A 26,755-nucleotide genomic window follows, 5' to 3' on the forward strand; every position below is an offset into this window, starting at 1 on the left:
CCTACACGGAGTCCGGCCAGGCGGGTAGCCATTAGCCCTTGAGCGGCGGGCAGGAGGCGTCGCGCTTCGTCGCGCCGCCATCGGCGTACCAGACCGGTCGGACGGCATCGTCGGGCAGGTAGCATAGTTCGGCATCACTGCCGTCCGGGGCGATCAGCACGGTCCATTGGTGCGGCCCGCAATTATGCGCCTCGCACCCCCAGGCGGCGAGACGCCCGTCGATCATCGCGATCGGCGTCTGCGGCCCCGCCTTGTCGAATATCCAGGCGAGGATCGTCGGGTCGCCGACCGCCGCGCGCACCGATTTGCGGACCAGCGGGTCGTCCAGAAAGCTGGTCCCCGCGACCTTGTCGAACGGGTATTTGCCGACATAGACGGCCAGCGGTCCGGATGGCGCAGGCGCCGCAGCCGTGCGATTGCCGACGGGCGCCTCACTCGTCCGCCCGGCCGGGCCATCGGCGCCGCCCGCCGCATTTTCCGTGGGTGCGTTCGACGAACAGCCCGCCAGCGCGAGCGCCGTCGCGCCTTGCAACAGGATGTGCAACGTCCACCGCCCGCTCTTCACACCCATGGTTCCGTATCCCGACCTGAGGCTGCGCGACGATCCGAGCATTGCGATTTCGGCGGCGCCCCGCGCGAACATAGCCCGGCGATCGGCGGCCGCGCAAAAAATTTCGCGCCGCGATGTCCGCTTTCGCACTCGGCCTCCGTCTCACTTCCTACAGGCCGGCTTTGGTCCCTCAGGACCGGCGCGCGGCGGGTGCAGGAGTGCAGACGATGCAGATCAGGACTTGGGTGGTTGGCGGCGCGATGACGGCGCTGTTCGGCATCGCGACCCCCGCACAGGCGCAGTTCGCCGCGTCGGAGGGGCAGGAAGAGACCGCGCCCCGCCTCCGCCGCGCCGAAGCGCCAACTGCACAGGTCGCCGCCCCCGAGGCCGGGCAGGCCCGTGCGCCCGCGCGCGGCCCGTTCACCCGCCCCGCCCCCGCTGCCCCCTCGACCAGCCTTCCGGCCGGCCCGCAAACCTCGGCACGCTCGCGGATCGGGGCGGCGGCAGGACCCGGCGTCGCGACCGGGCTTGGCGGCGGCGCCAACCCGTCCGCCTATGATCGCGGTGAAACGCCCGGGGTTGGCGGCGGATTCAGCGGCGGCGGGCGCAGCGGCTGGGCCGGGCGGGGGTCTCCCGGCACCGCCGGTGGCGGGCGCAGCGGCGCGGCCATGGGTCGCGACGGCCCCGGCGCGGCGGGCGTGGGGCGCGAGACATTCGATCGCGGCGGCGGCGCGATGCAGGATCGCACGTCCGCGCCGGAAATCGGCAAGCTCAATTCGGGCGGCGCGGGAACGCCCGGCGTCTACAACTCCGGCTTCGGCGTCGATGCCAACGGCAATGAAGGGGGCGTCCGCAACTCGGCCAAGCCGCGCGCCAGGTCGAACGGCGCGGGCAGCCAGGACGACAGCGGCCTGTTCGCGAGCGACGGCGGGTTCCTGAATTCAGTCCGCACGCCCAACGGCAACGGCAACACCCCGGGCGCACGAAACTCCGGCCAGCGCAGCACGAATTCCGGCGCGAAGGGCATGGAAGGCGCCAGCAATTCGGACGGCTGGGTCGATACGCGAAACACGAACGGCAGAGGCAACGGCAATGGCGGACGCGCCACCAGCGCCTCTGACAATGGCAACCAGGGAGGCGGCAAATCAGGCGGCGCGGGCGGCCCGGCCTATGCCGGCCCCAGCGGCAATTCCGGCGGAACCGGCAGCGGCTCCGACTCCACGCCCGGCGGACCGGCCGAAAAGCCCGGCAATTCGGGCAAGGCGCGGTCGAATACCGATCGCGACCGCGCCGACAATGGCGGCAAGGACGGGAATCGCGACCCGGGCGGCCAGTCGCAGAATTCAAACGAAAACGGCCGGGGCGGCAAGGACGGCAAGGAAGGCAAGCAGGCCGCCGGTGGCGCGCCCGACCGTCCCGAGGACGAAGGCTGGGGCGCGCGCACCGATCCGGTAGGTCGCGCCGCGGCGGGGCAACGGTTCCGCGAACGCTTTGGCGGGCGCGCGCCGAGCGATCCGCGCGGCACCAAGCGCGATGAGGAAAAGGTGGACACCGCGCCCGGCGTGCGCGCGATCGGCGCCGCGACCAATCCGCTGACCGGGCAGGCGACGGTACGCACGCCACCAAGCGGCGGGGTCGCTCCGGCGCTGCGCCAGGAAGTCGAGATCGCGAAGAAGAGGAAACAGCGCAAATGAAGATCACGCACGCTATCGCGCCGGTACTCGCCCTGATCGCGGGTGGAGGCGCCATCGCCCAGGCGGGGCCGCAAACCGATCTGTTCGCCTATTCTGAAGGAACGCGGATCGTGCAATATCCGCCCGATGCGCCGCTTCACTATATGGATGCCAGCCCGCTCAACCTGATCGACGGCTCGGCGACGACCGATTGGACGGGCGAGGCCGCACAGCCGGCGATATTCGTCTTCGAACTGGCGGAACGCACCGAACTCAGCCGCGTGTCGTTCGACACCGCCGGCCTCAACCGCGATACCAAATCGCCCCGCGCGGTGCGGGTCGAGGTGTCCGACACCTCGTCGCGCAGCGGGTTCGAGCCGGTTCTGTCGGCGACGCTGCGGATGAAGGCGAATGGCCAGAGCTTCGCCTTCGCGCCGGACAAGCGCCCGGTGGGCCGATGGGTGCGCCTGACCGTCCAGAGCAATTATGGCGACGACTATACCGGCTTCACCGGCTTTCACGGCTTCGGCCGCCAGCTGACGCAGCAGGCGTCGATGCCCGACGTCACCGGAAGCTATGAGGGCTGGAGCGGATGGGGGCGGCTGAACCTGGTCCAGCAGGGCGATCAGGTGACCGGGTGCTATGCGCATGAAAATGGCCGGGTGAGCGGCGTGGTCGTGGGCCGCGTGCTGAAGCTCGACATGCTCCAGACCCCGCCCGGCGGGCCGGTGCGGCGGATGCGCGGCTATTTCGGCGTTTCACCCGACGGGCGCCAGCTGATCGGTATCGCGCGCGGCACCTCCAGCTCCGACCAGCTGGGCTATGCGACCTATATGAGCGCCGACAAGACCGGCAGCCGCGCCGGTTCGTGCGGCTGATCGCCCTCCCCCCCCTTTCCCATCACAGGAAGAATGACATGAAGACGGCAACGATCCTGACTGCGCTCGCGACCGGTTCGATCCTCCTCGCCGGATGCGGCGGCGGTGGCAGCGGCTCCACACCCGCGACGGCGGACAATGGCGCGGCACCCGCCGCCGTGGCCGGCGGTGGCGGCGCGACGCCCCCCGCCGGCTGGAACGCGCTCGACGCCTGCGCGGTGATCGACAAGGCGGCGATGGCGGCGATCGTCGGAAAGAGCGTCAGCGAAACCGCGCTCGGCATGGTCAGCGAAAGCGACGGCACCACCGCCGCCACATCGGAATGCACCTATACGCTGGACGGCGGCGAACAGGCCACGGTGATGCTGCGCTGGTCCCCGATCGCCGACAATAATGAAGGCGCGATCAATCTCACCCGCAACGGGCTGCAACAGACACTGAAGGCATTTGGCGGATCGGTCGAGACGCTGAACGGACTGGGCAAGGCTGCGTTCTGGGTCGATGCGACGAAATCGCTGAACGTGTTCATCGGCGAGGACAAGTTCGCGATTATCAACATGCCGCGCGGTCCGGCCGCAAAGGATCACGGCATCGCGGTCGCCAAGCGGCTGGGCGCATGACCGGGATGGCGTCGCCAGCCGCCCCGCGCTAGCTTCACCACACCGCGCCGCGCGGCACCGGGGGGATGATGACGAACCGCGTTACCCGCGATCAATGGTCGCGCATCCAGGCCCTGTTCGGCGATCTGGTCGATCGCCCCCCCGCCGAACAGACGCGACGGCTGGCGGCGATCGCGGACGAAGCGGTCGCTGAACAGGTGCGCTCGCTGCTCACCGCCGTGCGTGAAGACGGCATCCTGGACGGCACCCCGCCGACGCTCGAACGGCCGGCGGAAGCGCCCGGCTACAGTTCACTCCAGCCGGGCGATCAGGTCGGGATCTTTGCGATCGACCGGCTGATCGGACGCGGCGGCATGGGCGAGGTCTATGTCGCACACCGCCGCGAAGCGGGGTTCGAGCAACAGGTGGCGATCAAGCTGCTCCGCCCGGAAGCGGTCGGGCGCGCCGACCTGTTCGACCGCGAGCGCCGCTTGCTCGCCGGGCTGGAACATCCCGGTATCGCGCGGCTGATCGATGGCGGCATCGCCCCGGACGGGCGACCCTATATGGCAATGGAATATGTCGTCGGCCAGCCGATCGACATCTGGTGCAACGCCCATCGCGCCGATCTGGCGACGCGGCTGCGTTTCTTCTGCGATATCTGTGAGGCGGTCGGCTATGCGCATGGCAAGCTGATCGTCCATCGCGACCTGAAACCGTCCAACATGCTGGTCGATGCCGATGGCCGCGTGCGCCTGCTCGATTTCGGAATCGCGCATCTGCTCGACGATCAGGGGGTGGCGCGGATGACCGCGGCGCTGATGACCCCCGACTATGCCGCGCCGGAGCAGTTGGGCAACGAGCCGGCGACCGTCGCGACCGACATCTACGCGCTGGGCGCGGTGCTGTTCGAACTGGTGACGGGGCGCGGGCCATGGCGCGGCGATCAAGCGACGCTGCCAAGCGTGATCCGCCGCATCCTGAATGACGATCCGCCGCTGCCCAGCAGCGTGGTCGGTGCGGACCAGCCCTTCGCCGCCCGGGCCGTGGCCGGCGACATCGATGCGATCGTGCTGAAGGCGATGCGGCGATCGCCACAGGATCGTTACCCCAGCGCGTCCGCCCTGGCAGAGGATGTCCGCCGGCACCTGGCCCTGCAAACGGTGTCGGCGCGCGCCGGATCGACCGGCTATCTGCTCGGCCGCTTCGTGCGCCGGCATCGCGGCGCCGTCACCGCCGCCGTCGCCGCGCTGTTGGCAATGTTCATCGGCACCGGCGGGGTGCTGTGGCAGGCGCGTCAGACCGCGATCGAGCGCGACGTGGCCCGGGCCGAAGCGCGCCGCTCCGAAGCGATCGTGCGCATGCTGACCGTGATGTTCCGCGATACCGCGAGCAGCGACGCCGGCGACAATGCGACCGTCAAGCAGATGCTGGACCAGACCGCGGCCCAGCTTGTCGCCTCGGTCGATCACAGCGCGCGATCGGCGACGCTCATCACCACCCTGTCGGATCTGTACGTCAATCTGGAGGATGTCACCGGCGCCGACGGGCTGTTGGCCCAGGCGCTGGCAAAGGGGATCGGACGCGACGATCCCGTCTCGACCGCCGAGCTGAAGCTGCGGCTCGCCTCCACCGCCGCCGCGCTGGGCCGCATCGCCGACATGGCGCCGCTGCTCGATGCCGCCGACGCGGTGTTCGCGACCGATCCCGCCCGGTTCCGCAAGCAGCGGCTGGAAAGCGTCAGCGCACGCGCGCAGCTGGCCCGGCGCGAGGGGGAGTATGACAAGGCGATCGCCCTGCTGCGATCGAGCCTTCCCGAAGCCGGCATGGTCTATGCCGAGGATCATCGCGAACTGCTGACCCGATACAACAACCTGCTGGTCTATATGGTCGAGGCCAACCGGCTGGACGAAATGCCGCCGGTCTTTGCCGAGGCCGATGCGATCATGGCCCGCACCGGGCAGCGCGCGAGCGTGCAGGGTCTGGGCATCGAACAGCTGAAGGGCGTGCGCCTGATGAAGCTGGGGGAGAACCGGCGCGCCGCCGCGATCTTTCGGCGCGTCGCCGACCAGCGTCGCGCGGTCTTCGGCAAATCCGCCGGGCTTGCCGTCGATCTGCTGCAATTCGGCCGGGCGCAGCTGGCGCTGGGCGATCATGCGGCGGCGCGGACGGCGCTGGCCGAAGCGCGGCCGATCGCGATCGACAAGCTGGGGCCGGCGGCGGTGCCATCGGTCATCATCGGGATCGGCCTGGCCGAGGCGTCGGCCGAACTGGGCGACACCGCGGCGGCGGAGGCGCTGCTCACCCAGCTCACGCCGATCGTCGGTGCGATGCCGGCGAGCGCCCTTCCGCCCGCGATCCTCGCCCGCACCCGCGCCGTGCTACGCCTCAAGCAGGGGCGGGCGGCCGATGCCGCGCGCGAGGCGGACCGTGCGGAGGCGATGTTCCGGGCGCTGGGGGCGCCGGGCGATTCCTACCTCAAATCCCTGCCCGCGCTGCGCGCGCGGATCGCGGCGATCCGTTAGGCGCGATCCGCTTCCATCTCGCGATGTACCCAGGCGCGCGCCTGCATCCACCAGCGGCGAACCGTGCGCGCGCTCACGCCAAGGACGGCGGCGGTTTCCTCTTCGGTCAGCCCCGCAAAGAAACGGCAATCGATCAGCCGGGCGAGGTTGGGGTCGATCTCCGCCAGGTCCTTCAGCGCCTCTCCCAGCCGGACGATATCGCGGTCCGGAGGCGGCGTGCCGGGGATCGAGACGGCCTGTTCGGAAAGCGGAAGCTCACCGCCGCCCCGCTTCGCCGCGATCCGCGCACGCGCCGCGTCGATCAGGATGTGCCGGATCGCGGTCGCCGCACAGCCCAGAAAATGCGACTCGCTCTCCCAGGCGTCACGCCGCTTCAGCTTCACATAGGCTTCGGAAATCAGCGCCGTGGTCTGGAGCGTCTGCCCACCCCCGGCACGGAAATGCTCCCGCCGGGCGATCGCGCGCAATTCGGCATAGAGGGTGGATACCAGCGTGTCCGCCCCGCCGGGGAACCCCGCCTGCACCTCCGGCCTGCTTTCCAATGCCATCGCCTGCCTGCATCGAAACCCGGGACATGATGCCCGGCGCGAACCTAGTCGATCCGCGCCGCACCCGCCACCCCGCCCGGTACGGCAAGGGCGGACTGCGGCGATGCCGGACCGGCGGGGCGCGACCGCGTTCGCCGCAGCACATCGCCGAGGCCCCACCCGAGACCGACCCTTCACGGCGCGTCGCCTGCCCCTCAGGCGCGCAGATCAGCCGTCGAACAGCCCGTCCTGCGATCCAGCCGGCGGGTTGAGGCCCAGATGCTTCCACCCCGCCGCATTCAGGCACCGGCCGCGCGCGGTACGGGCGATCATACCGATCTGGATCAGATAGGGTTCGATCACCTCCTCGATCGTGTCGCGCGGTTCGGACAGGCCGGCGGCGAGCGTTTCGACGCCGACCGGGCCGCCGCGATAGACGTCGGCGATCATCATGAGGTAGCGGCGATCCATCGCGTCGAGCCCAAGCGCATCGACCTCCAGCCGGTTGAGCGCGGCGTCGGCGGCACGGGCATGCACCACCGGTTCGCCCAGCACATTGGCGAAATCGCGGACCCGGCGGAGCAGGCGGCCGGCGATGCGCGGGGTCCCCCGCGAGCGGCGGGCGATCTCCGCAGCGCCGTCATCGGCAATGGCCAGGTCGAGCAGTCCGGCGGCGCGGGTGACCACGCGCTGCAACTCGTCCACCGTGTAGAATTGCAGGCGCACGGGAATACCGAACCGGTCGCGCAGCGGGGTGGTGAGCAACCCCTGGCGCGTGGTCGCCCCGACCAGGGTGAAGCGCGGCAGATCGATCCGGACGCTGCGCGCTGACGGGCCTTCGCCGATCATCAGATCGAGCGCGCGGTCCTCCATCGCCGGATACAAGACCTCCTCGACTGCGGGATTGAGGCGGTGAATCTCGTCGATGAACAGGACGTCGCCATCCTCAAGATTGGTGAGCAGCGCGGCAAGGTCCCCGGACTTGGCGATGACCGGGCCGGACGTGGCGCGGAACCCCACGCCCATCTCGCGCGCGATGATCTGCGCCAGCGTCGTCTTGCCAAGGCCGGGCGGGCCAAAGAACAGGACATGGTCGAGCGCATCGCCCCGCCCCTTCGCCGCGTCGATGAACACGCGCAGATTGTCGCGCGCCGCGCGCTGGCCGACGAATTCGTCGAGCGATTTCGGACGCAGCGCCGCGTCCACGTCCTCGGGTCGGCGGACGGCGGAGAGGATACGGTCGTCGTCGGTCATCTAGTTTCCAACTCGTGCACGGCTTGCCTCAAATCATTCCACGACAATCCGGCGGAGGGATGTCGCACCGCTCGACATTTGACCAGAGAGCCATCGAGTAGCTTATAGTCGTGATTGAATCGGTCGAACCGCCGGACTGTAGGCGGCATCCTTTCCCACATCGTCAGCCCCAGCACTATGACATTCGATGGGCGCAGCATTTCCATCAAAGCAGGCCATGCTGCGCTGGCGTCGTTCCATTGCTCAGGCGAGGGTCGGGCGCGACTGCGCCCTGCAACAGCTGTGGGCACATAGTTTGTGTGAGCTACACTTTTCCACGCTGTCGCCCAATCGCCTTCGCTCAAATCCTCTTTGCCTATTAACGCTCGCGCGATAGTTCGGTAAAAACGATAGCGATAATCTTCGCTTTCGATGGCAAACCCTACATAGCGGTGTGGATGATCATTCGCCGGTTCGCTAAGCAAACCGTCCGCGCCTTCGAGGAGGTAACAACTCTCACCAAGGATCAGCAGTCGTCGGCTCGCGTATGATGAACCAATCCACGGTTGCCACATTTCGCTTTTCGATCCAGCTTACATTTTCGACATAACGATCAGTACAATTGCACCGTAGATCACCGTGCTGAAGACAAAGTGCGCAAAGGTGCTGTCGCGCTGTCGTTCGCTCGACACTACCTTTCCCTTGTCTGGAAAAAGGTAGTTTAGCTTAGCTAGGATTCGTCCGGGTAAGTTATAAAGCCTCAGCACAGCCCAATCCTCACTTCATTGCCTTCCTGCGCGCCAGCAGGGTGGACCAATGAGGCGCGTGGATCATCCTCAAAACGGGTTCAGTGTGTAGCCGCGTTGCTGGAGCAGCGCGTGTGCAGTCATTGCGGAGAGGGAGAGCTTGACGCCCGGCAGCACCTGATCCTTGCCGATGCCGAGCGCGGCGGCGCTCTGGCCGCACAGATAGATGTCGGCGCCCTTGTCGATCAGCTGCGCGACCAGTTTCGCGCTGGCATTGGTCGCGCCGCCATATTTCCGGGCATAGGCGGCCGCATTGGCGAGATCGAACCCCGCCTTGCCATGGACGACGACCGCGACATGAATGTCCTTGAGCGGCACGCCGGCGGCGGCATGCATGTTGATGAAGCGCGCGACGCTGTCCAGCCCGCGATTCACCTCCCCCGGGGCGGCGGCATCGGACAGGTCGAACGCGACCTTGAACACGGTTCCGGGCGGGATCGGCAGGTCCGACTGGACGGGCGCGGTCTTGCCGAAATCGGCGAACACCGGACCGGTGCGGAACCCATCGGTCTGCGCAGCCACGGGCGTGGCGAGCAGCGCGGCGAGCAGCGTAAGGCGCCGAGTCACCGCTGCCCCCGCGCGAAATGGTCGTCCGCGATACCCACGATCGTATCGAGGCTTTCGAGCAGCACCGTCTTGGTCGGCTCATCCAGACCACCGGCGGTCGCCTCTGCGAATGTCGCAGTTCGTGCCATCAATTCGTCGAACCGACGATGATCCCCATCAGCCAGCTCCGCCAGAAGCATGCCGGAAAAGATATTCGACACGCCCGCACTCGCGATGGTGCCAACGAGGGGTTCCTGCAACGTCTGCATGACCCCCTCCAGCATCTCAACTCGATCGCCGAGATTCTCGATAAGGCTAGACATGTTTTGAACGGCATCCCCCAGCAAGGTCAGGATCTGTTGCTCTGAACTGTTCATCGCGCACCCTTCATTTCGCTGCCTTTCGCAGTGCCAGTCGCACCAGCGCGTCAAGGGTGGCGCCGGCGCCCAATTCGTCATTTGCGGCGTTCACCGCCGCGCTCGCCTCGGCAGGTTTGAAGCCCAGATTGAGCAGTGCGGACACCGCATCGTTCGCCGCGCCGCTGGCCGGTGCCATCGCGCCCGCCCCGCCGCCAAGCGCGATCCCGCCGGCCTTGTCCTTCAGTTCGTTGACGATGCGCTGGGCCAGTTTCGGCCCGACGCCGTTGGCGCGCGCGATCATCGCCGCGTCGGCGCGCGCGATCGCCGTCTGCACCTCGTCCGGCGACAGGATCGAGAGAATCGCCAGCGCGACCTTTGCCCCCACCCCCTGCACACCGGTGAGCAGGCGGAACCAGTCACGCTCCCCTGCGCTGGCAAAGCCCATCAGGCGGATCGAATCCTCAGCCACCAGCATTTCGGTGTGAACGGTGACAAACGCGCCGAGCTCGCCGAGCGCGGCCAGCGTCTTCGCCGAAGCGCCGACCAGATAGCCGACCCCGTTCACGTCGATCACCGCATGGTCGATCCCGGTCGAAGCCAGATTTCCGCTGAGATGCGCGATCATGGCGCGGCATTCCGCTGGCCGAACGGGACGATCCCATCGCGTCGATACCCCCTGCCCGGGCGTGTGGAAGCCGGGGGACGCGCGCGCATCGCGGGTGAACTCGGTCGGTCGGTCGGCATCGACGGTACATAAGCAGAACGTCGCCGGCTAGGGAAGCGAAAAGGCGCGCGCGTCCCCTTGGCCAGGCGCGGGGCCGCCCCATCTGTTCGGGCGAAGGGGAAATGCGATGCTGGCGATGACGATGGTGCTGGTCTGGGCGGCGCTGGTGATTGCCGGCCCGACGCGGACCGGATCGGTGATGCGCGCGATTCTGGTCGAGCGGCCCGCGCGCTGGCTCGGTCGGTTCACGCGCGGGCAGGTGATCGTGCTGGGCGGTGCGGTCCTGTTCGGCGCGCTGCTGTTCTGGATCATGGAGGAAGAGGGGTTGCGGCTCGCGAGCATGTACGCGCCCGACCTGATGGCATTGGCGGCAAGTGCCGAGTTCACCACGGCGATCGACGCGATCATGGTCGCGATCCTCACCGCCGGATCGCTGCGGCTGCGCGGCATCGGGGGATGGATCGGCGCGCGCCTGTCACGGCCACGCGTGCGGACGGCGCGACGGGGGCGGCGAACGCGCCGGGTTCCACCCCCAGCGAATGACGACGACCGAGCGGTGACGGCGCGCGCCGCCTGACCATCGGCGCCGCCGGGCCGCTGTGGCCGGTCAAAGCCGACCCGGCACCGATGCGCCGCCGGGATCATGATCCCGTTGCGGCCCTGGATAACGGGTCAGCGTTGCAGCCCGCGCGCGCTGGCGAGATGATGCGCGTGGCAGATCGCGACCGCCAGCGCATCGGCGGCGTCGGGTCCGTCGATCTTCACGCCGGGCAGCAGGCGCGCGACCATGGCATGCACCTGCGCCTTTTCGGCATTGCCGGTGCCGACCACCGCCTTTTTGACCAGCCGCGCGGCATATTCGCCGACCTCAAGGCCGGCGCGCGCGGCGGCGCAGATGACGACGCCCCGCGCCTGCCCCAGCTTCAGCGTCGATTGCGGGTTGGCGTTGACGAACACCTCCTCCACCGCCGCCGCATCGGGCGCGCGGTCGGCGATCAGCGCGACAAGCTGCATGTCCAGGTGCGCGAGCCGGCGCGGCAGCGGCGCCGCGCTGTCGGTTCGCAGCCGCCCGTTGGCGAGGTGCGACAGGCGGTTGCCCTCGGCGTGGATCAGGCCCCAGCCGGTCGTGCCAAGTCCGGGGTCGAGGCCGAGCAGGATCATGGCGCGGGTTCCTAATCGGTTGGCGCGGCCAAGACCAGCGGGCGCGGGAAGCTTCTCTTAACCCCATACCCATTATGACGGACATCGAAATAAGGGGAGCGACGTGTCCAATCTGGAAGTGTTTTTCGCCGAACACCGGCGGTTGCGCGCCTGCAACGCGGAAATGGCCGCGTTCGCGCGACAACTTGCCGGCCCGGCGACGGAGATTCTCAACGACGCGCGCTGGCGCTTCACCCGCACCTTGCTGCGAACGTTGACGATGAAGGATCGCCTGGTCTTTCCCCGGCTGCGGCTGCATCCCGATCCGACGGCGCGCGAAACCGCCGACCGCTTCGCCACATCGACCGTGGCCGATTACGAACGCTTTGCGAACCATACGCGCAGGTTTCCGCCGGAAATGGCATCGACCGACTGGCGCAGCTACGCCGCCGCCGTGCGCATGCGCACCGCCGAGATGGACGAGCGGATGACGCGCGAGGAAACCGAACTCTTCCCGCTCCTCGCCGACGCGCCGGAAGTCGATGCGGGCCGCAACCTGACCGATATCAACTGGGCGGCGGATGGCTGGCGGGTGCGCGAATTGCTGGGGATCGACAAGGGCGGCGCCGAAGCGGCGTAACCCGCAGTCCCCGATCGCGCCGGCGGAAAAGCTCAGCCCAGCTTTTCCATCACCTCGTCCGAAACCTCGTAATTGCCCCACACGGTCTGGACGTCGTCATCGTCGTCGAGCGTGTCGATCAGCTTGAACAGCGTCGCGGCGTCGTTTTCATCGACCTCGACCATCACCTGCGGACGCCAGGCGAGTTTCGCGCCCTCCGCCTCGCCCAGCGCCTGCTCGAGCGCGCCGGCGACTTCGTGCAGCGAATCGGCGGCGGTCCAGATTTCGTGTCCGTCCTCACTCGACGTCACATCTTCCGCGCCGGCTTCGAGCGCCGCCTCGAACACCTTTTCGGCGTCGCCCGCGCCGGCCGGATAATTGATCAGCCCCACCCGGTCGAAGCCGTGGCTGACCGAACCGGCGGTGCCGAGGTTGCCGCCATTCTTGCTCACCGCGGTGCGGACATTGGTGGCCGTGCGGTTGCGATTGTCGGTCAGCGCCTCGATGATGAGCGCGACGCCGCCGGGGCCAAAGCCCTCATAGCGGATTTCCTCGTAATTCTCGGTATCCCCCTTGCTCGCCTTGTCGATCGCGCGGGCGATATTGTCCTTGGGCATCGACTGCGCCTTGGCGGCATTCACCGCGGCGCGCAGGCGCGGGTTCATGTCCGGATCGGGGGTTCCCATCTTGGCCGCGACGGTGATTTCGCGGCTCAGCTTTGAGAACATGCTGGAGCGCTTCTTATCCTGCGCGCCCTTGCGGTGCATGATGTTCTTGAATTTGGAATGGCCTGCCATCTTGGTCTCTGGTTCTGGGCGGTTCCGGCCCGCTCCCCACCCGGCTACCCAGCGCCAGTATCCTGTGGGTGGCCGGTGGGAGAGCGGGCCGGCGCCGAAGCTTGAAAAAGGATGCGCGTCTCTAGGACAGCGGCGCGACGGGCCGCAAGGGGGGTCGCGCCCTACTTCTTGCGCTTGAAATCCACCGCGACGACATTCGATCCGTCCTCGACCGGTTCGGCGACCGGGGGACCGTCATTCTCCGCCTCGTCATGGGGTTCGGGACCGTCCGGATCCTCGGCGGCCTGGAACCGCAGTTCGAAATTCACCGCCGGATCGTGGAAGCCGGTCACCGCGGAAAAGGGAATGTCGAGCTGTGCCGGAATCTGGTTGAAGCTCAGGCCCACGGAGAAGCGTTCGTCATCGACCTTCAGATCCCAGAATCGGTGTTGGAGGACGATCGTCATCTCGTCGGGGAAACGCTCGATGAGCCGGTCGGGGATGCTTACCCCCGCCGCCTGCGTCTTAAACGTGATGTAGAAATGATGCACGCCGGGCAGCGCGCCAGTGGCTGCGACCTGCCCCAGCACGCGACCGACGACCGCGCGCAGCGCCTCCTGCACGATCTCGTCATAGGGAATCAGGCTGTCAGGTACGGTACCGGTCATGGCTCCCTTGCCTAACGGTCCGCTCGCGCCGGTCAAGATTAGTTACGGGCGCGGCCAAGTTCGCGCATCATTGCATGGGCGTGACGGGACGCTATGGAGCGGCCATGCGCACCGCCACGATCAGCCGCAAGACCAGCGAGACCTCGGTCGATGTGACCGTGAACCTGGATGGCAGCGGCAGCTATGCGATCTCCACCGGGATCGGCTTTTTCGACCATATGCTGGAGCAGCTGTCGCGACATTCGCTGATCGATCTGGACGTGAAGACGGTCGGCGACCTGCATATCGACCAGCACCACACGGTCGAGGATACCGGCCTGGCGATCGGGGAGGCGGTGGCCCGGGCGCTGGGCGACAAGCGCGGCATCCGCCGCTATGCCGATGCGCTCAGCCCGATGGACGAGACGCTGACCCGCGTCGCGATCGACATTTCCGGCCGCCCGTTCCTCGTCTGGAAGACGCAGTTCAGCCAGAAGCGGCTGGGCGAGATGGACACCGAGATGTTCGAGCACTGGTTCCACAGCTTTACGCAGACCGCCGGCGTCACCCTGCATGTCGAGACGCTGTACGGCACCAACAACCACCATATCGCCGAGGCCGCGTTCAAGGGGCTGGCCCGCGCGCTGCGTCAGGCGGTGGAGATCGATCCGCGCAAGGCCGATGCGATCCCCTCCACCAAGGGGTCGCTGTAGCCATGGCGCGGGTTGGCGGCGCACCGGTCTGCGTCATCACGCTCACCTATGTCGCGGAAATCGGGGCGGTGGACGCGCAGATGGCGGCACATGTCGCCTGGCTGGAACAGGGGTTCGCACAGGGCCTGTTCCTGCTCGCCGGGCGCCAGGTGCCACGAACCGGCGGCATGATCGTATGTCGCGGCACCCGCGCCGAGGTCGAGGCGCTGGCGACGACCGACCCCTTCGTGACCAGCGGGGTCGCCGAATTCGCGGTGGTGGAGATCGCCGCCAGCTTCGCCGCCGACGCGCTCGCGCCGCTTCTTTCATGACGGTCGCGCTGATCGATTACGGGGCGGGCAACCTTCATTCGGTCCACAATGCGCTGAAGGCGGCGGGCGCGACCTCGATCGCGGTCACCGCCGATCCCGACGTCCTGGCCCGCGCCGAACGGGTGGTCCTGCCCGGCGTCGGCGCATTCGGCGCGTGCGCGGCGGGGTTACGCGCGATTCCCGGCATGGTCGAGGCGATGGAAGAGCGGGTCGTGCGGCGCGGCGCACCGTTTCTGGGCGTGTGCGTCGGCATGCAGCTGCTGGCGACAACCGGCGAGGAACATGGCGTCCATGCCGGGCTTGGCTGGCTCGACGGCACCGTCGCCCAGCTTTCCGCGCACGACGTGCATGTGCCGCATATGGGGTGGAACGATGTCGTCCCCCGTGTTCCCCACCCGCTGATCGCACCGGGCGAAGCCTATTTCCTGCACAGTTTCGCCTATTCCGGCGCCGGGGTGCTGGCCACCACCGACCATGGCGGGCCGGTCGCCGCCGCGATCGGACGCGACAATATCGTCGGGGTGCAGTTCCACCCCGAAAAGAGCCAGCGTTACGGGCTGGCGTTGCTCGAAAGGTTTCTTGCGTGGCGTCCCTGATCGTCTTTCCCGCCATCGACCTGAAAGCCGGACAGGTGGTGCGGCTGGCCGAAGGAGACATGGCCCGCGCCACCGTTTACGGCGAGAATCCGGCGGCACAGGCGGCGGCGTTCGCCAGCGCCGGTGCGCGGCACCTGCACGTCGTCGATCTGGACGGCGCGTTTGCGGGCGAATCGATCAATGGCGGCGCGGTGGCGGCGATCGTCGCGCGCTTTCCGGGCAAGGTTCAGCTGGGCGGCGGCATCCGCAACCGCGCGGCGGTGGAGGCATGGCTCGACATCGGGGTGGATCGCGTGGTGATCGGCACGGCCGCGCTGGAGGATCCCGATTTCGTGCGCGCGGCGGCGGCGGCGCATCCGGGCCGGATCGTCGTCGCGGTCGATGCCCGCGATGGTTTCGTCGCGACCAAGGGATGGGCCGATGTCTCGACCGTGGCGGTCGCGGAGCTGGGCAAGCGGTTCGAGGATGCCGGGGTCGCCGCGCTTCTGTTCACCGATGTCGGGCGCGACGGCCTGCTGAAGGGGTGCAATGTCGAGGCCACGGTCGCGCTCGCCGCCGAAGTCTCGATCCCGGTGATCGCGAGCGGTGGCGTGGCGGGGCTTGAGGATATCCGGGCGCTGGTCGGCCAACCGGGGATCGAAGGCGTCATCACCGGCCGCGCGCTGTATGACGGACGGCTCGACCTGGCCGAGGCGCTGAAGGCCGCCGCATGACCGTCCGCGCGCGCGTCATCCCCTGTCTCGACGTGGCGAATGGCCGCGTCGTGAAGGGCGTGAACTTCGTCGATCTCAAGGACGCGGGCGATCCGGTCGAACAGGCGCGCGCCTATGATGCGGCGGGCGCGGACGAGCTTTGCTTTCTGGACATCACCGCCAGCCATGAGGCGCGCGGGACGATGCTGGACGTGGTGCGCCGGACCGCAGAGGTGTGCTTCATGCCGCTCACCGTCGGCGGCGGCGTACGGGGCGTGGACGACGCGCGCGCGCTGCTGCTTGCCGGAGCGGACAAGGTTGCGGTCAATTCCGCCGCCGTCACCCGACCGGAGATCGTCGCCGAAATTGCCGAGCGGATGGGCCGCCAGTGCGTCGTCGCATCGGTGGACGCGCGGCGGGTCGCGGCCGGGCGGTGGGAAGTGTTCACCCATGGCGGACGCAGGCCGACCGGCATCGACGCCGTCAGCCATGCGCTGAACCTCGCCCGGCTGGGCGCGGGCGAACTGTTGCTCACATCGATGGACCGCGACGGCACGCGGGACGGGTACGACCTCGACCTGGTCCGCACGATCGCCGATCAGGTCGATGTGCCGGTCATCGCATCGGGCGGGGTGGGTCATCTGGACCATCTGGTCGCCGGCATCCGCGACGGCCATGCGAGCGCGGTTCTTGCCGCATCGATCTTTCATTTCGGCGAAGCGAGCATCGGCGACGCGCATGCCGCGCTCGCCGCCGCCGGCATTCCGGTGCGCACCGTCGGTTAATTTGACAGTTACCGCATCGGCGCGCGGGACGTTAACCAGTCGGGCGCCCGAAACCCGCGCGTTCGGCGGAACTGGCCGCGATGTTGCTTTGGAATGGATGTCACGAAACAGGAGACAGCCATGACCAAGCACGCGCTTCGCCTTGCGCTCGCCGCCGCCGCGATCGCCCTGCCCGCCGGGGCAGCGTTCGCCTATACCGCACCGCCCAGCTCATCGACGCCGTCCGGCACCGCGAGCGGCAGCAGCGGATCGTCCGGATCGACCAGCAGCCCGACCGCGATTCCCGAGCCGGCCGCGATCGGCCTGTTCGCGCTGGGCGTTGCCGGAGCCGCCGTCGCGCGTCGCCGCCGTCGCCGCAAGCCGGATTGATCGCCTTCACCTTTTGGCAGGGGGTCGGTCATAGGGTGGGGCGCATGTTTCGCGCCCTGCCCCTGTTGCTGCTGACCGCCGCGCCCGCGATCGCCGCGCATTCGGGCGACGTGTCGCGGCGATCGATGCCCGAACTGTCCGACCTGGCACTCGCCGTGATGGCGGCCGGTGGCATCTGGCTTGCCCAGCGCGCGATGCGCCGGCGCGCGCGTGCCGGCCGGAAGGATTGCCAGCCGCAGGATTGACAGCGGCAATCGCCTGCCCGAGGGGAAAGGCATGGCCGCCGACATTCTCGACACGCTGGAACGGGTGATCCGGGAGCGCCGGGGCGGCGATCCCGAAACCTCCTATGTCGCGAAGCTGACCGCCAGAGGGCGCGCGAAAATCGCCCAGAAGCTGGGCGAGGAAGCCGTGGAAACGGCGATCGCGGCGGTCCGGGACGATCCCCGGGAAGTGACCGGCGAGGCCGCCGACCTGATCTTTCACCTGCTCGTCCTGCTCGCCGACATGGGTCTGACGCTGGATGACGTGCGCGCCGAGCTCGCGCGGCGCGAAGGGGTGTCGGGGATCGCGGAAAAGGCGGCCCGGCCCGCCTGAAATCGACATGCCGGTCTTGTTCCGGCCGGTATCGCGCTGCAAAGCGGCACCCCGGCACCGGGCCGGGGACGAGGAGACGAGCCGATGGCGGTCGATGCCACCCAGCCCTATGACGATCAGAACATCTTCGCAAAGGTCCTGCGCGGCGAAATTCCCGCAAAGCCGGTCTATGAAGATGCGTTCGCCCTCGCCTTCCCCGACATCGCGCCGGCCGCGCCGACCCATATTCTGGTGATTCCCAAGGGACGCTATGTATCGTGGGACGATTTTTCCGCCCGGGCGAGCGAGGCGGAGATCGCCGGATTCGTTCGCGCGGTGGGCAAGGTGGCGCGCGCGGCGGGGCTGGTCGAGCCGGGATACCGCCTGCTCGCCAATGCCGGGCCGGATTCGCACCAGACGATCGGCCATCTGCACGTCCACATCTTCGCGGGGCGCAAGCTGGGGCCGTTGCTGGTCGATCCGGCGACCGTCGCGGCCATGATCGCGCGCGGCGATTCGATCGGCTGATCGTCGTGCGATGGCGGACGGCAACGGTTTGGGATTGCGCCGCTTCGATTTGCCACTAGGCTCCGCCCTTTCGCATCCGCGGCGATCCCGGCAACCGGGACGCCGCCAAGGGGGACCCGCCACATGATATTCGGGCGCGTAAAGCCACTCGACGCCATTCTGGCCACAGCCGAAAAGAAATCGCTGCATCGGACACTGGGCTGGTTCCAGCTCACCCTGTTCGGCATCGGCTGCGTGATCGGCACCGGTATTTTCGTTCTCACCGCCGCCGGCGCGCAAAAGGCCGGTCCCGGCCTGATGCTGGCCTTCGCCATTGCCGGCGTCATCTGTATCGTCGCGGCGCTCTGCTATGCGGAGATCGCGGCGATGGTCCCGGTCGCGGGGTCCGCCTACACCTATACTTATGCGACGATGGGCGAATTGCTCGCCTGGACCGTGGGCTGGGCGCTCGTCCTCGAATATGCGGTGGCGGCAAGCGCAGTGTCGGTCGGGTGGTCCGGCTATTTCTCGGGGACGGTGCTCAACCAGTTCCTCGGGATACATTTGCCCAATTGGCTCGCCGGCGCGCCGCTGGCGCTCGGCGGGATCGAGGGCGGTTTCATCAACCTGCCCGCCGTCGTGATCGCGCTGGTCATCACCTGGCTACTGATGATCGGCACGACCGAAAGCGCCCGCGTCAACGCGGTGCTGGTCGCGATCAAGGTGACGGCGCTGACGGCGTTCATCGTACTGACGCTTCCCAGCGAATATTTCACCACCGACAAGTTCAATCCGTTCCTGCCGGCCGGCGTGTTCGGCGGATTCGGATCGGGCCTGGGCGCGGTCGGCGCCGCGGCGACGATCTTCTTCGCCTATGTCGGCTTCGACGCGGTTTCGACGGCGGCGGAGGAGACGAAGAACCCGCAACGCAACGTGCCGATCGGCCTGATCGGGTCGCTGCTGTTCTGCACCGTCTTCTACATCCTCGTCGCCGCCGGCGCGATCGGCACCGTTGGGGGTCAGCCGATCATGGGGCCGAACGGCGTCCCCTTCCCCGCCGGCTCGGAAGAACTGGCGCGCCAGTGCGCGACCTATGCGGCCGATCAGCTGCCGCTGGTCTGCTCCAACGAGGCGCTGGCCCATGTGCTGCGCCAGATCGGCTGGTCGGGCGTCGGCAACATGCTCGGCATCGCCGCGTTCGTCGCGCTGCCGTCGGTCATCCTCATCCTGCTGTTCGGCCAGACCCGCGTCGCCTTCGTGATGAGCCGTGACGGCCTGCTCCCCGAATCGTGGAGCAAGGTGCATCCCAAGTGGAAGACGCCGCACGTCATCACGCTGATCACCGGTGTCGTCGTCGCCTTTGCCGCGGCGTTCCTGCCGGTCGGCAAGCTCGCCGACATCGCCAATGCCGGCACGCTCTATGCGTTCATGATGGTGGCGATCGCGGTCATGATCCTGCGCCGCACCGCCGCCGACCAGCCGCGCAGCTTCAAGACGCCGGCGCTGTGGCTGATCGGTCCGCTGACGATCGCGGGAACCATCTTCCTGTTCCTCAACCTGCCGATGGACGCGATGCTGGTGCTGCCGATCTGGGGCGCGATCGGACTGGTGATCTATTTCGGCTACAGCCGGGGCCGCAGCCATCTGGGCCGCGGAATCGTCACCGTCGTCGATGATGTCGAGGGCGACGAGACGATGATTCCGATCGAACCCAAATGATCCTCACTACCCACGCATGAAAAAGGCCGGGGGCGACCCCGGCCTTTTTTGTTGACGCTCCCGTGGAGTTGGCGACCGGGAACGCCGCGTTCAGCCCGCCTTTTCCGCCGCCAGCGCCTTCAGGTCGGCGACCGGGCGCGCGCCATAGTGCGAAATGATTTCCGCCGCGCACACCGCGCCCAGCTTCAGCGAGCGTTCGACGCTCCACCCCTGCGCCTGGCCGTGCAGGAAGCCGGCCGCGAACAGGTCGCCCGCACCGGTAGTATCCACCACCTTGTCGATCGGCTCGGCAGCGACCGCGACGCGCGCGCCATGCGCCAGCGCGATCGCGCCCTTTTCACTGCGCGTGACGACCAGCACCGGCACCTGCGGGTCGATCTTCGCCACCGCATCCTCGAAATCCTCGGTCTGGGCGAGCGCGAGCAGTTCGTTCTCGTTCGCGAACAGGATGTCGATCAGCCCCTCGGCGATCAGTGCGCGGAAATCGTCGCCATGGCGGCTGATGCAAAACACGTCGGACAGGGTGAAGGCGACCTTGCGCCCGGCGGCGCGGGCGATGTCGATCGCGGCGCGCATCGCCTGACGCGGTTCCTCCGGATCCCACAGATAGCCTTCGAGATAGAGGATCGCGCCGCCGGCGATCAGATCGCGGTCCAGCGCCGCCTCCGGCAGGAACTGCGACGCGCCCAGAAAGGTGTTCATCGTCCGCTGGCCATCGGGGGTGACGAAGATCAGGCAGCGCGCGGTGGTCGGCTGGCCTTCCCGCACCTGCGTCCCGAAATCGACGCCCGCGGCGCGCAGGTCGTGGCCGAACACCTGACCCAGCTGGTCGTCGGCGACCTGGCCGATAAAGGCGGTGCGGCTGCCCAGCGCGGCCATGCCGGCGACGGTATTGGCGGCCGATCCGCCCGAAACCTCGCGGCCCGGCCCCATTTTGGCATAGAGCGCATCAGCATCTTCGGGCGAAAAGATCAGCTGCATCGACCCCTTGGCGACGCCGATCTCTTCGATGAAACTGTCTTCGGCCTGGGCCAGAATATCGACGATGGCGTTGCCGATGGCGACGACGTCATGGGTGGGTGCGGTCACGAATATCTCCGGAAATAGCTGTCACGCGCGCCTAATGGAGCGGGCGACGGCGCGCAACCGGCTTGGCCCGGCGTTGACTTGCGCGCCTGCCGCCCGCATCCCGTGCCGCGATGCTTCAGGCGCTGTTCCTTTCGATCGGCCAGCTCGGCGACCGCCGGATCGTGGCGGTGTTCCTGAAATCGATGCTGGTGACGCTGGCGATCTTCGCCGCGCTGGGCGCCGCGCTGTGGTTCGGCACCCATGCGCTGGTCGCGCGCTGGTTCGCCGCGAGCGAGAGCATGGCCAGCCTGGCCGCCGCCACCGCGATCCTGCTGCTCGCACTGGGTGCGTGGTTGCTGTTCCGCGTCGTCGCCATCGCGGTGATCGGCGTGTTCGCGGACGAGGTCGTTCACGCGGTCGAGGCGAAACATTATCCCGAGCGCTACGCCACCGCGCGCAACCTGTCCTTTGCGCGATCGGCGGCGATGGGCGTCAAATCCGCCGGCCGGGCGATCCTGGCCAATATCGTCTTCGCGCCGGTCTATCTGCTGCTGCTGGTGACCGGAATCGGCACCGCCGCCGCCTTCTTCGCAGTCAATGCCTGGCTGCTGGGCCGCGATCTGGGCGACATGGTCGCCGCGCGCCACATGCCGGCGCGCGACCTGCGCCAGTGGCGCAACACCACGCGGATCACGCGGTTCGCAACCGGGGCGGCGGGGACGGCGTTTTTCTTTGTACCGATCGCCAACCTGATCGCGCCGGTCGTCGGCGCGGCGATGGCGACGCATCTGTTTCACCGGAGGGGCCGGACATGAAGGGTTTCGCGGGCGCGGCGGCGCTGATCCTGCTGGCGGGCTGTACCACGGGCAATACGCCGCCGCCGGCGCGCGCGGCGCCGATTCCGGTGCCACAGGGCATGAGCGCGCTGACCACCGTGATCGGTGCGAGCGCGGCCAGCCTGATGGCGCAATTCGGCAAGCCGATCCTGGACGTGAGCGAGGGGAGCGCACGCAAGCTACAGTTCGGCAGCGCGATCTGCGTGCTGGACGCCTATCTCTACCCGCCCAAATCCGGTCGGGGCGATCCGGTCGTCACCTTTGCCGAAACCCGCCAGCGCAACGGCGCACCGATCGACCAGGCAAGCTGTGCCGCGGCGATCCGCGCCGCGCGGTCCGGGCGCTGAGCGCGGAGCTAACCCACCGCGTCGAGCCGATCGCGCGCCCATCGCGCCGCGTCCCGCACCACCTCATCCGGATCGTGCAGCAGCGCCACGACCGCCGGCAGCAGCGCCGCATCCCCGCTGTTCCCCGCCGCGATCAGGCAATTTCGCACCATCCGGTCGCGCCCGATGCGCTTGATCGGCGAGCCTGAAAACACCTCTCGAAAGCCAGGATCGTCCAGCGCCAGCAAATCGGCGAGCGTCGGTGCGGCCAGCTCGGCACGCGGCGCAAAGGCACGATTGGCCGCCGCCGCCTGCGCGAACTTGTTCCACGGACACACTGCCAGACAATCGTCGCAGCCATAGATGCGGTTGCCGATCGCCGCGCGAAATTCATCCGGGATCGGCCCGCGATGCTCGATCGTCAGGTACGAGATGCATCGCCGCGCATCGAGCGTGTAGGGCGAGGGAAAGGCGTCGGTGGGGCAGGCCCGCTGACACGCGTCGCACGACCCGCAGCGGTCGGCCCCCGCCCGGTCCGGCACCAGGTCGAGCGTCGTGTAGATCGCGCCGAGGAACAGCCAGCTGCCATGATCGCGGCTGACCAGATTGGTGTGTTTTCCCTGCCACCCCAGCCCCGCCGCCTCGGCCAGCGGCTTTTCCATCACCGGGGCGGTATCGACAAAAACCTTGAGGTCGCATCCGGCCGCGTCCGCCAGCCAGCGACCCAGCGCCTTCAGCGCCTTTTTCATGACATCGTGATAGTCGCCGCCCTGGGCATAGACCGATATCCGCCCGCGCGTGCCGTCCCGGGCCAGGGCGAGCGGGTCGCCGGCGGGAGCATAGCTCATGCCGAGCGCGATCACGCTGCGCACCTGGGGCCATAGTCCGGCCGGACTCTCGCGATGATGCACGCGGTCCGCCATCCAGATCATGTCGCCGTGCCGTCCCTGTTCCAGCCACTCGCGCAGCCGTTGTCCGGCCAGCGGCGCGGAATCGGCGCGCGCGAAGCCGCAGGCGGCAAAGCCAAGCTCCGCCGCCTTTTGCGCGATTTCAGCTTCCAGTGACTTGCGCTGCTGCATCACCGCCCGCTACCACGGTCCGGCAAGCGAGGGGATAGCTGTTGCGTACTGAACTGGCGGTTACCGCCTCCGGCCTGGTCAAGCGGTTCGGCGACCGGCGCGTCGTCGATGGCATCGACATCGCGGTGCCGAGCGGGATGATCTATGGCGTGCTTGGACCCAACGGCGCCGGCAAGACGACGACGCTGCGCATGCTGCTCGGGATCATCGAACCCGATGATGGCGAGCGCACGCTGCTGGGCGACGACCGCCCGCGCGACGTGAGCGACCGGGTCGGCTACCTTCCCGAGGAACGCGGCCTCTACCCCGGCATGAAGGCGACCCAGGCGATCGCGTTCATGGGCGCGCTGCGCGGCCTGGACTGGAAGACCGGGCGCAAGCGCGCGGTCGAACTGATGGAGGCGACGGGCCTTGGCCACGCGACCGACCAGAAGATCCGCCAGCTCTCCAAGGGCATGGCTCAGCTCGTCCAGCTATTGGGATCGGTGGTTCACCGGCCCGACCTGCTGGTGCTGGACGAGCCCTTTTCCGGCCTCGATCCGGTCAATCAGGAACGGCTCGAATCGCTGATCGTGGCAGAGCGTGATCGCGGCGCCACGATCCTGTTTTCGACCCATGTCATGGCGCATGCGGAGCGGTTGTGCGACCGGCTGGCGATCATCGCCGGCGGCAAGGTGCGGTTCGAGGGGACGGTGGGCGACGCGCGCGCCACGCTGCCCTACACCGCGCATTACGTACCGCATCACCCCAATGCGGGGCTGCGCGCACTGCTTCCCGCCGATGCGGTGGAGCAGGATGGGGGATGGCGGTTCACTCTGCCGGACGAGGGGATCGAAGCGTTGCTGGTGAAGCTGATCGACGCGGGATACGGAATTTCGGGCCTTTCGATCGAGCGGCCGAGCCTGCACGACGTGTTCGTCAACATCGTCGGGCGCAAGGCGCTGGAAGCGGCGGCCGGCGGGGAGATCGCGGCATGAGCAACCTGGCCCGGCTCGCACGCCAGACCTTCACCATCGCCCGCCGCGATTTCGTGGCGACGGTGTTCACCCCCACCTTTCTCCTGTTCCTGCTCGCGCCGCTGATGATGCTCACCTTTGGCACCGTTGGCGGGCTGGGCGCAGCATCGATGGCGAAGAGCGGCGACGACAAGGCACGGATCGTGCTGATCGGCGGCGGCGCGCGCGCGGACGAGATGCAGGCGATCGATGCACAGCTGCGCCGCATCTATCGCGATCGCGAACGGCCGCCCCGTCTGATCGTCGAGACGCCGGGCGCGGACGCGGCGGCACAGGCGCGCATGATTTTCGACCGCAAGGACATCGAAGCGTCGGCGGTGCTGTACGGCCCGCTCGAAAAGCCACAGATCCTCTATGGCGCGCAGGGATCGCGTACCGCCGACTATATGGCCGAACTGGCGCAGCAGACGCTGCGCGTGGAAAAGGCCGGGGGCGCGACGTCGCTGAGCGAACCGACCAAGATCCGCATGGCGCGCACCGGCACCACCGCCAGCGGCCAGGGGCAGGCCGGATTCTTCACCGTCTTCGCGCTGTTCATGGTTTCGCTGATGCTCGCCGGACAGGTGGTCGGCACGATGGCGGAAGAGCGGTCGAACAAGGTGATCGAGATCCTGGCCGCCGCGGTGCCGCTGGAAAGCGTGTTCTTCGGCAAGCTGATCGGAATGTTCGGCGTCGCCATGCTGTTCCTGCTGTTCTGGGGAACGGTGGTGATCAACGCCGGCGCGTTCCTGCCGACGAAGATCGCCGCGAACCTGGCCGATATCGGTCCGGCCGTGGGGCTGCCGATGTTCGCGACGCTGTTCTTCGCCTATTTCGTGATGGCCTATATGCTGCTGGGTGCGGTGTTCCTGGGCGTCGGCGCCCAGGCATCGACGCAACGCGAGCTCCAGATGATGTCGCTACCGATCACGATCTTTCAGGTGGCGATGTTCGGCTTTGCCGCAGCGGCCGCGGCGAACCCCGACAGCTGGGTCGCCACTGCGGCGGAACTGTTTCCGTTCAGCTCGCCCTTCGCCATGGCGGCGCGTGCCGCCAATTCGGCGGAGCTGTGGCGTCACGCGCTGGCGCTTGCCTGGCAGGCTTTGTGGGTGGTGATCACCGTGACCATCGCCGCCCGGCTGTTCCGCCGCGGCGTCCTCCAATCGGGAAGTCCGAAGGTGCGGCGAAAAAAGGCGGCGGCGACCAGCTGATCGCCCGCACGCTCGCAGGTCGTCGGGATCGGACCCGCCGACTATTGACATTCCTGTAAGTTAAGGCACGCTGGACGGTAACTATTCAGGAGAGTTTCGTCATGGCCACCCTCGCCCCCGATACCGCGACCGGTGTCGATCCGCTCGACGTGACCCAGCCCGAACTCTATCGCGACGACACCTGGCACGCGCCGTTCCGCCGGCTGCGCGCCGAGGCTCCGGTCTATCATTGCGAACAGTCCGAGTTCGGCCCCTATTGGTCGATTTCGACCTACAAGCCGATCGTCGAGGTGGAATCGCTGCCCGATCTCTATTCCAGCCAGGCCGGGGGAATCACCGTCGCCGACCTGATGGAGGGCGACATCAAGATGCCGATGTTCATCGCGATGGACCGGCCCAAACATACCGGCCAGCGGCGCACCGTCGCGCCCGCCTTCACCCCCAGCGAAATGCAGCGCATGCGCACCGATATCCAGCGGCGCACCAGCGAGTTGCTCGATTCGCTGCCGGTCGGAGAGACGTTCGATTGGGTCGATACGGTATCGATCGAGCTGACCACCCAGATGCTGGCGATCCTGTTCGATTTTCCGTGGGAGGAGCGGCGCAAGCTGACCTATTGGTCGGACTGGGCCGGCGATATCGAGATCGCGAAGGATCCGGTGAGGAAGGAACAGCGCCGCGAGATCCTGTTCCAGTGCGCGAGCGAATTCGGCGCGCTGTGGCAGAGCAAGCTGGGCAAGGACCCTACGCCCGATCTGATTTCGATGATGATCCATTCCGATGCGATGGCGGAAATGGACCAGATGGAGTTCCTGGGGAATTTGATCCTGCTGATCGTCGGCGGCAACGATACGACGCGCAATTCGATGTCCGCCTATGCCTGGGCGCTCGAACAGTTTCCCGACGAGCGCGCGAAGCTGGAGGCGGACCCGTCACTGATCGCCAATGCGACACAGGAAATTATCCGCTGGCAGACCCCGCTCGCGCATATGCGGCGGACCGCGACGCAGGACACCGAATTGATGGGCCAGCGGATCAGCGAGGGCGACAAGCTGGTCCTGTGGTATCTGTCCGCCAATCGCGACGAAAGCGTGTTCGAGCGGCCCGACGACATCATCGTCGATCGCGCCAATGCGCGCCGCCACCTGGCGTTCGGCCATGGCATCCATCGCTGTGTCGGCGCGCGCCTGGCCGAGTTGCAGATCGGCGTGCTGATGGAGGAAATGGCCAAGCGTCGGCTGCGCCCCAATGTCGTCGCCGAACCCGAACGCGTCGCCGCCTGTTTCGTCCATGGGTATAAGCAGATGCCGGTGGAGCTCAGCCGCTACTAAAGGCGCCTGCGCGTTCGCGCGGGAACGACCGATCCCGGG

Annotated in this window: 32 protein-coding genes; 21 read left to right on the forward strand and 11 right to left on the reverse strand. The window is 67.7% G+C overall.

What is annotated here, in order from left to right; genetic code table 11:
* Positions 1 to 31: 31 nt before the first annotated feature.
* Positions 32 to 571: a hypothetical protein gene (locus KF783_RS00880; RefSeq protein WP_294076002.1), complete on the reverse strand. Its 540-nt coding sequence runs from the start codon at positions 569 to 571 to the stop codon at positions 32 to 34.
* Positions 572 to 777: 206 nt separating this feature from the next.
* Between KF783_RS00880 and KF783_RS00885 the strand changes: the two genes are divergently transcribed.
* The 4 genes from KF783_RS00885 (at position 778) to KF783_RS00900 (ending at position 6,225) form a co-directional block, all read left to right on the forward strand.
* Entirely contained in the window at positions 778 to 2,244 is a 1,467-nt protein-coding gene (locus KF783_RS00885; RefSeq protein WP_294076003.1) for a hypothetical protein, read from the forward strand.
* The gene (locus KF783_RS00890) at positions 2,241 to 3,101 is read left to right on the forward strand and encodes a hypothetical protein (protein ID WP_294076004.1); all 861 of its coding nucleotides are present in this window, start codon (positions 2,241 to 2,243) and stop codon (positions 3,099 to 3,101) included. The genes KF783_RS00885 and KF783_RS00890 overlap by 4 nt, the downstream gene beginning before the upstream one ends.
* A 38-nt stretch (positions 3,102 to 3,139) precedes the next feature.
* Positions 3,140 to 3,721, forward strand: coding sequence for a hypothetical protein (locus KF783_RS00895; protein ID WP_294076005.1), 582 nt, complete (start codon positions 3,140 to 3,142; stop codon positions 3,719 to 3,721).
* Positions 3,722 to 3,789: 68 nt separating this feature from the next.
* Complete coding sequence (locus KF783_RS00900) at positions 3,790 to 6,225, forward strand: serine/threonine-protein kinase (protein ID WP_294076006.1); 2,436 nt, start codon at positions 3,790 to 3,792, stop codon at positions 6,223 to 6,225.
* Here KF783_RS00900 and KF783_RS00905 read toward each other — a convergent pair.
* The 5 genes from KF783_RS00905 to ruvA all read right to left on the reverse strand — a co-directional run bounded on the left by KF783_RS00905 (position 6,222) and on the right by ruvA (position 10,321).
* Positions 6,222 to 6,773, reverse strand: a complete 552-nt coding sequence (locus tag KF783_RS00905; RefSeq protein ID WP_294076007.1) for an ECF-type sigma factor — start codon at positions 6,771 to 6,773, stop codon at positions 6,222 to 6,224. The two genes, KF783_RS00900 and KF783_RS00905, sit on opposite strands and share 4 nt — an antisense overlap.
* 207 nt (positions 6,774 to 6,980) lie before the next feature.
* Complete coding sequence (gene ruvB / locus KF783_RS00910; RefSeq protein WP_294076008.1) at positions 6,981 to 8,006, reverse strand: Holliday junction branch migration DNA helicase RuvB; 1,026 nt, start codon at positions 8,004 to 8,006, stop codon at positions 6,981 to 6,983.
* Between the two features lie 815 nt (positions 8,007 to 8,821).
* Positions 8,822 to 9,358 carry a DsrE family protein gene (locus KF783_RS00915; protein WP_294076009.1) on the reverse strand — a complete coding sequence of 179 codons (537 nt, stop codon included), beginning with the start codon at positions 9,356 to 9,358 and terminating at the stop codon, positions 8,822 to 8,824.
* Complete coding sequence (locus KF783_RS00920) at positions 9,355 to 9,714, reverse strand: hypothetical protein (protein ID WP_294076010.1); 360 nt, start codon at positions 9,712 to 9,714, stop codon at positions 9,355 to 9,357. Before KF783_RS00920 ends, KF783_RS00915 begins: the two co-directional genes overlap by 4 nt.
* 10 nt (positions 9,715 to 9,724) lie before the next feature.
* Positions 9,725 to 10,321 (reverse strand): Holliday junction branch migration protein RuvA, encoded by a 597-nt coding sequence (gene ruvA / locus KF783_RS00925; RefSeq protein WP_294076011.1) that lies wholly within the window; start codon positions 10,319 to 10,321, stop codon positions 9,725 to 9,727.
* A gap of 226 nt (positions 10,322 to 10,547) precedes the next feature.
* Between ruvA and KF783_RS00930 the strand changes: the two genes are divergently transcribed.
* Positions 10,548 to 10,997: a hypothetical protein gene (locus KF783_RS00930; protein WP_294076012.1), complete on the forward strand. Its 450-nt coding sequence runs from the start codon at positions 10,548 to 10,550 to the stop codon at positions 10,995 to 10,997.
* Positions 10,998 to 11,092: 95 nt separating this feature from the next.
* Here the strand turns inward: KF783_RS00930 and ruvC are convergent, their stop codons facing one another.
* Positions 11,093 to 11,581 carry a crossover junction endodeoxyribonuclease RuvC gene (ruvC, locus tag KF783_RS00935; protein ID WP_294076013.1) on the reverse strand — a complete coding sequence of 163 codons (489 nt, stop codon included), beginning with the start codon at positions 11,579 to 11,581 and terminating at the stop codon, positions 11,093 to 11,095.
* Between the two features lie 103 nt (positions 11,582 to 11,684).
* On the opposite strand from ruvC, the gene KF783_RS00940 reads away from it, so the two are divergent.
* Positions 11,685 to 12,200 carry a hemerythrin domain-containing protein gene (locus tag KF783_RS00940; protein WP_294076014.1) on the forward strand — a complete coding sequence of 172 codons (516 nt, stop codon included), beginning with the start codon at positions 11,685 to 11,687 and terminating at the stop codon, positions 12,198 to 12,200.
* Between the two features lie 32 nt (positions 12,201 to 12,232).
* Here the strand turns inward: KF783_RS00940 and KF783_RS00945 are convergent, their stop codons facing one another.
* Both KF783_RS00945 and KF783_RS00950 read right to left on the reverse strand, forming a co-directional pair.
* The gene (locus tag KF783_RS00945; RefSeq protein WP_294076015.1) at positions 12,233 to 12,976 is read right to left on the reverse strand and encodes a YebC/PmpR family DNA-binding transcriptional regulator; all 744 of its coding nucleotides are present in this window, start codon (positions 12,974 to 12,976) and stop codon (positions 12,233 to 12,235) included.
* Between the two features lie 161 nt (positions 12,977 to 13,137).
* The gene (locus KF783_RS00950; RefSeq protein WP_294076016.1) at positions 13,138 to 13,623 is read right to left on the reverse strand and encodes a ClpXP protease specificity-enhancing factor SspB; all 486 of its coding nucleotides are present in this window, start codon (positions 13,621 to 13,623) and stop codon (positions 13,138 to 13,140) included.
* Positions 13,624 to 13,727: 104 nt separating this feature from the next.
* On the opposite strand from KF783_RS00950, the gene hisB reads away from it, so the two are divergent.
* From hisB to KF783_RS01000, 10 genes are all read left to right on the forward strand, one after another.
* Positions 13,728 to 14,315: an imidazoleglycerol-phosphate dehydratase HisB gene (gene hisB, locus KF783_RS00955; RefSeq protein WP_294076017.1), complete on the forward strand. Its 588-nt coding sequence runs from the start codon at positions 13,728 to 13,730 to the stop codon at positions 14,313 to 14,315.
* A gap of 2 nt (positions 14,316 to 14,317) precedes the next feature.
* The gene (locus KF783_RS00960) at positions 14,318 to 14,626 is read left to right on the forward strand and encodes a YciI family protein (RefSeq protein ID WP_294076018.1); all 309 of its coding nucleotides are present in this window, start codon (positions 14,318 to 14,320) and stop codon (positions 14,624 to 14,626) included.
* Positions 14,623 to 15,222, forward strand: a complete 600-nt coding sequence (hisH, locus tag KF783_RS00965; RefSeq protein ID WP_294076019.1) for an imidazole glycerol phosphate synthase subunit HisH — start codon at positions 14,623 to 14,625, stop codon at positions 15,220 to 15,222. The genes KF783_RS00960 and hisH overlap by 4 nt, the downstream gene beginning before the upstream one ends.
* The gene (hisA, locus tag KF783_RS00970; RefSeq protein WP_294076020.1) at positions 15,210 to 15,935 is read left to right on the forward strand and encodes a 1-(5-phosphoribosyl)-5-[(5-phosphoribosylamino)methylideneamino]imidazole-4-carboxamide isomerase; all 726 of its coding nucleotides are present in this window, start codon (positions 15,210 to 15,212) and stop codon (positions 15,933 to 15,935) included. The genes hisH and hisA overlap by 13 nt, the downstream gene beginning before the upstream one ends.
* Positions 15,932 to 16,699, forward strand: a complete 768-nt coding sequence (gene hisF / locus KF783_RS00975; RefSeq protein ID WP_294076021.1) for an imidazole glycerol phosphate synthase subunit HisF — start codon at positions 15,932 to 15,934, stop codon at positions 16,697 to 16,699. Before hisA ends, hisF begins: the two co-directional genes overlap by 4 nt.
* Positions 16,700 to 16,819: 120 nt before the next feature.
* On the forward strand, positions 16,820 to 17,068 hold the full coding sequence (locus KF783_RS00980) for a PEP-CTERM sorting domain-containing protein (RefSeq protein WP_294076022.1): 249 nt from the start codon (positions 16,820 to 16,822) through the stop codon (positions 17,066 to 17,068).
* Positions 17,069 to 17,112: 44 nt separating this feature from the next.
* Complete coding sequence (locus KF783_RS00985; RefSeq protein WP_294076023.1) at positions 17,113 to 17,313, forward strand: hypothetical protein; 201 nt, start codon at positions 17,113 to 17,115, stop codon at positions 17,311 to 17,313.
* Between the two features lie 31 nt (positions 17,314 to 17,344).
* Positions 17,345 to 17,665: a phosphoribosyl-ATP diphosphatase gene (locus tag KF783_RS00990; protein WP_294076024.1), complete on the forward strand. Its 321-nt coding sequence runs from the start codon at positions 17,345 to 17,347 to the stop codon at positions 17,663 to 17,665.
* 84 nt (positions 17,666 to 17,749) lie between these two features.
* A complete protein-coding gene (locus tag KF783_RS00995; RefSeq protein ID WP_294076025.1) occupies positions 17,750 to 18,172 on the forward strand; it encodes an HIT domain-containing protein in 423 nt (140 codons plus the stop codon).
* Positions 18,173 to 18,295: 123 nt separating this feature from the next.
* The gene (locus KF783_RS01000) at positions 18,296 to 19,870 is read left to right on the forward strand and encodes an amino acid permease (protein ID WP_294076026.1); all 1,575 of its coding nucleotides are present in this window, start codon (positions 18,296 to 18,298) and stop codon (positions 19,868 to 19,870) included.
* 90 nt (positions 19,871 to 19,960) lie between these two features.
* On the opposite strand, the gene KF783_RS01005 is transcribed toward KF783_RS01000, so the two are convergent.
* Positions 19,961 to 20,959: an adenosine kinase gene (locus tag KF783_RS01005; protein WP_294076027.1), complete on the reverse strand. Its 999-nt coding sequence runs from the start codon at positions 20,957 to 20,959 to the stop codon at positions 19,961 to 19,963.
* Positions 20,960 to 21,069: 110 nt separating this feature from the next.
* Between KF783_RS01005 and KF783_RS01010 the strand changes: the two genes are divergently transcribed.
* Positions 21,070 to 21,753 carry an EI24 domain-containing protein gene (locus tag KF783_RS01010; protein WP_294076028.1) on the forward strand — a complete coding sequence of 228 codons (684 nt, stop codon included), beginning with the start codon at positions 21,070 to 21,072 and terminating at the stop codon, positions 21,751 to 21,753.
* Positions 21,750 to 22,121, forward strand: coding sequence for a hypothetical protein (locus tag KF783_RS01015; protein WP_294076029.1), 372 nt, complete (start codon positions 21,750 to 21,752; stop codon positions 22,119 to 22,121). The genes KF783_RS01010 and KF783_RS01015 overlap by 4 nt, the downstream gene beginning before the upstream one ends.
* Before the next feature lie 8 nt (positions 22,122 to 22,129).
* Here KF783_RS01015 and queG read toward each other — a convergent pair whose 3' ends face one another.
* Positions 22,130 to 23,179: a tRNA epoxyqueuosine(34) reductase QueG gene (gene queG / locus KF783_RS01020; protein ID WP_294076030.1), complete on the reverse strand. Its 1,050-nt coding sequence runs from the start codon at positions 23,177 to 23,179 to the stop codon at positions 22,130 to 22,132.
* Positions 23,180 to 23,220: 41 nt separating this feature from the next.
* Here queG and KF783_RS01025 point away from each other — a divergent pair, with 41 nt between their 5' ends.
* The 3 genes from KF783_RS01025 (at position 23,221) to KF783_RS01035 (ending at position 26,716) form a co-directional block, all read left to right on the forward strand.
* A complete protein-coding gene (locus tag KF783_RS01025; RefSeq protein ID WP_294076031.1) occupies positions 23,221 to 24,156 on the forward strand; it encodes an ATP-binding cassette domain-containing protein in 936 nt (311 codons plus the stop codon).
* A complete protein-coding gene (locus KF783_RS01030; protein ID WP_294076032.1) occupies positions 24,153 to 25,385 on the forward strand; it encodes an ABC transporter permease in 1,233 nt (410 codons plus the stop codon). Before KF783_RS01025 ends, KF783_RS01030 begins: the two co-directional genes overlap by 4 nt.
* Positions 25,386 to 25,486: 101 nt before the next feature.
* Positions 25,487 to 26,716 (forward strand): cytochrome P450, encoded by a 1,230-nt coding sequence (locus tag KF783_RS01035; protein ID WP_294076033.1) that lies wholly within the window; start codon positions 25,487 to 25,489, stop codon positions 26,714 to 26,716.
* Positions 26,717 to 26,755 lie beyond the last annotated feature (39 nt).

The sequence above is a fragment of the Sphingomonas sp. genome, assembly GCF_019635455.1.
In the GTDB taxonomy this organism is placed as follows: domain Bacteria; phylum Pseudomonadota; class Alphaproteobacteria; order Sphingomonadales; family Sphingomonadaceae; genus Sphingomonas.

Coding starts and splice junctions, on each gene's coding strand:
- KF783_RS00890 (WP_294076004.1), top strand. CDS start 2,241: ATGAAGATCACGCACGCTATCGCGCCGGTACTCGCCCTGATCGCGGGT.
- KF783_RS01010 (WP_294076028.1), top strand. CDS start 21,070: ATGCTTCAGGCGCTGTTCCTTTCGATCGGCCAGCTCGGCGACCGCCGG.
- KF783_RS01000 (WP_294076026.1), top strand. CDS start 18,296: ATGATATTCGGGCGCGTAAAGCCACTCGACGCCATTCTGGCCACAGCC.
- KF783_RS00885 (WP_294076003.1), top strand. CDS start 778: ATGCAGATCAGGACTTGGGTGGTTGGCGGCGCGATGACGGCGCTGTTC.
- KF783_RS00950 (WP_294076016.1), bottom strand. CDS start 13,623: ATGACCGGTACCGTACCTGACAGCCTGATTCCCTATGACGAGATCGTG.
- queG (WP_294076030.1), bottom strand. CDS start 23,179: ATGCAGCAGCGCAAGTCACTGGAAGCTGAAATCGCGCAAAAGGCGGCG.
- hisB (WP_294076017.1), top strand. CDS start 13,728: ATGCGCACCGCCACGATCAGCCGCAAGACCAGCGAGACCTCGGTCGAT.
- KF783_RS00945 (WP_294076015.1), bottom strand. CDS start 12,976: ATGGCAGGCCATTCCAAATTCAAGAACATCATGCACCGCAAGGGCGCG.
- KF783_RS00960 (WP_294076018.1), top strand. CDS start 14,318: ATGGCGCGGGTTGGCGGCGCACCGGTCTGCGTCATCACGCTCACCTAT.
- KF783_RS00920 (WP_294076010.1), bottom strand. CDS start 9,714: ATGAACAGTTCAGAGCAACAGATCCTGACCTTGCTGGGGGATGCCGTT.
- KF783_RS00900 (WP_294076006.1), top strand. CDS start 3,790: ATGACGAACCGCGTTACCCGCGATCAATGGTCGCGCATCCAGGCCCTG.
- ruvB (WP_294076008.1), bottom strand. CDS start 8,006: ATGACCGACGACGACCGTATCCTCTCCGCCGTCCGCCGACCCGAGGAC.
- ruvC (WP_294076013.1), bottom strand. CDS start 11,581: ATGATCCTGCTCGGCCTCGACCCCGGACTTGGCACGACCGGCTGGGGC.
- hisF (WP_294076021.1), top strand. CDS start 15,932: ATGACCGTCCGCGCGCGCGTCATCCCCTGTCTCGACGTGGCGAATGGC.
- KF783_RS00930 (WP_294076012.1), top strand. CDS start 10,548: ATGCTGGCGATGACGATGGTGCTGGTCTGGGCGGCGCTGGTGATTGCC.
- KF783_RS01035 (WP_294076033.1), top strand. CDS start 25,487: ATGGCCACCCTCGCCCCCGATACCGCGACCGGTGTCGATCCGCTCGAC.
- KF783_RS00995 (WP_294076025.1), top strand. CDS start 17,750: ATGGCGGTCGATGCCACCCAGCCCTATGACGATCAGAACATCTTCGCA.
- hisH (WP_294076019.1), top strand. CDS start 14,623: ATGACGGTCGCGCTGATCGATTACGGGGCGGGCAACCTTCATTCGGTC.
- KF783_RS00895 (WP_294076005.1), top strand. CDS start 3,140: ATGAAGACGGCAACGATCCTGACTGCGCTCGCGACCGGTTCGATCCTC.
- KF783_RS00905 (WP_294076007.1), bottom strand. CDS start 6,773: ATGGCATTGGAAAGCAGGCCGGAGGTGCAGGCGGGGTTCCCCGGCGGG.
- KF783_RS00880 (WP_294076002.1), bottom strand. CDS start 571: ATGGGTGTGAAGAGCGGGCGGTGGACGTTGCACATCCTGTTGCAAGGC.
- KF783_RS01015 (WP_294076029.1), top strand. CDS start 21,750: ATGAAGGGTTTCGCGGGCGCGGCGGCGCTGATCCTGCTGGCGGGCTGT.
- ruvA (WP_294076011.1), bottom strand. CDS start 10,321: ATGATCGCGCATCTCAGCGGAAATCTGGCTTCGACCGGGATCGACCAT.
- KF783_RS01030 (WP_294076032.1), top strand. CDS start 24,153: ATGAGCAACCTGGCCCGGCTCGCACGCCAGACCTTCACCATCGCCCGC.
- KF783_RS00980 (WP_294076022.1), top strand. CDS start 16,820: ATGACCAAGCACGCGCTTCGCCTTGCGCTCGCCGCCGCCGCGATCGCC.
- KF783_RS00990 (WP_294076024.1), top strand. CDS start 17,345: ATGGCCGCCGACATTCTCGACACGCTGGAACGGGTGATCCGGGAGCGC.
- KF783_RS00985 (WP_294076023.1), top strand. CDS start 17,113: ATGTTTCGCGCCCTGCCCCTGTTGCTGCTGACCGCCGCGCCCGCGATC.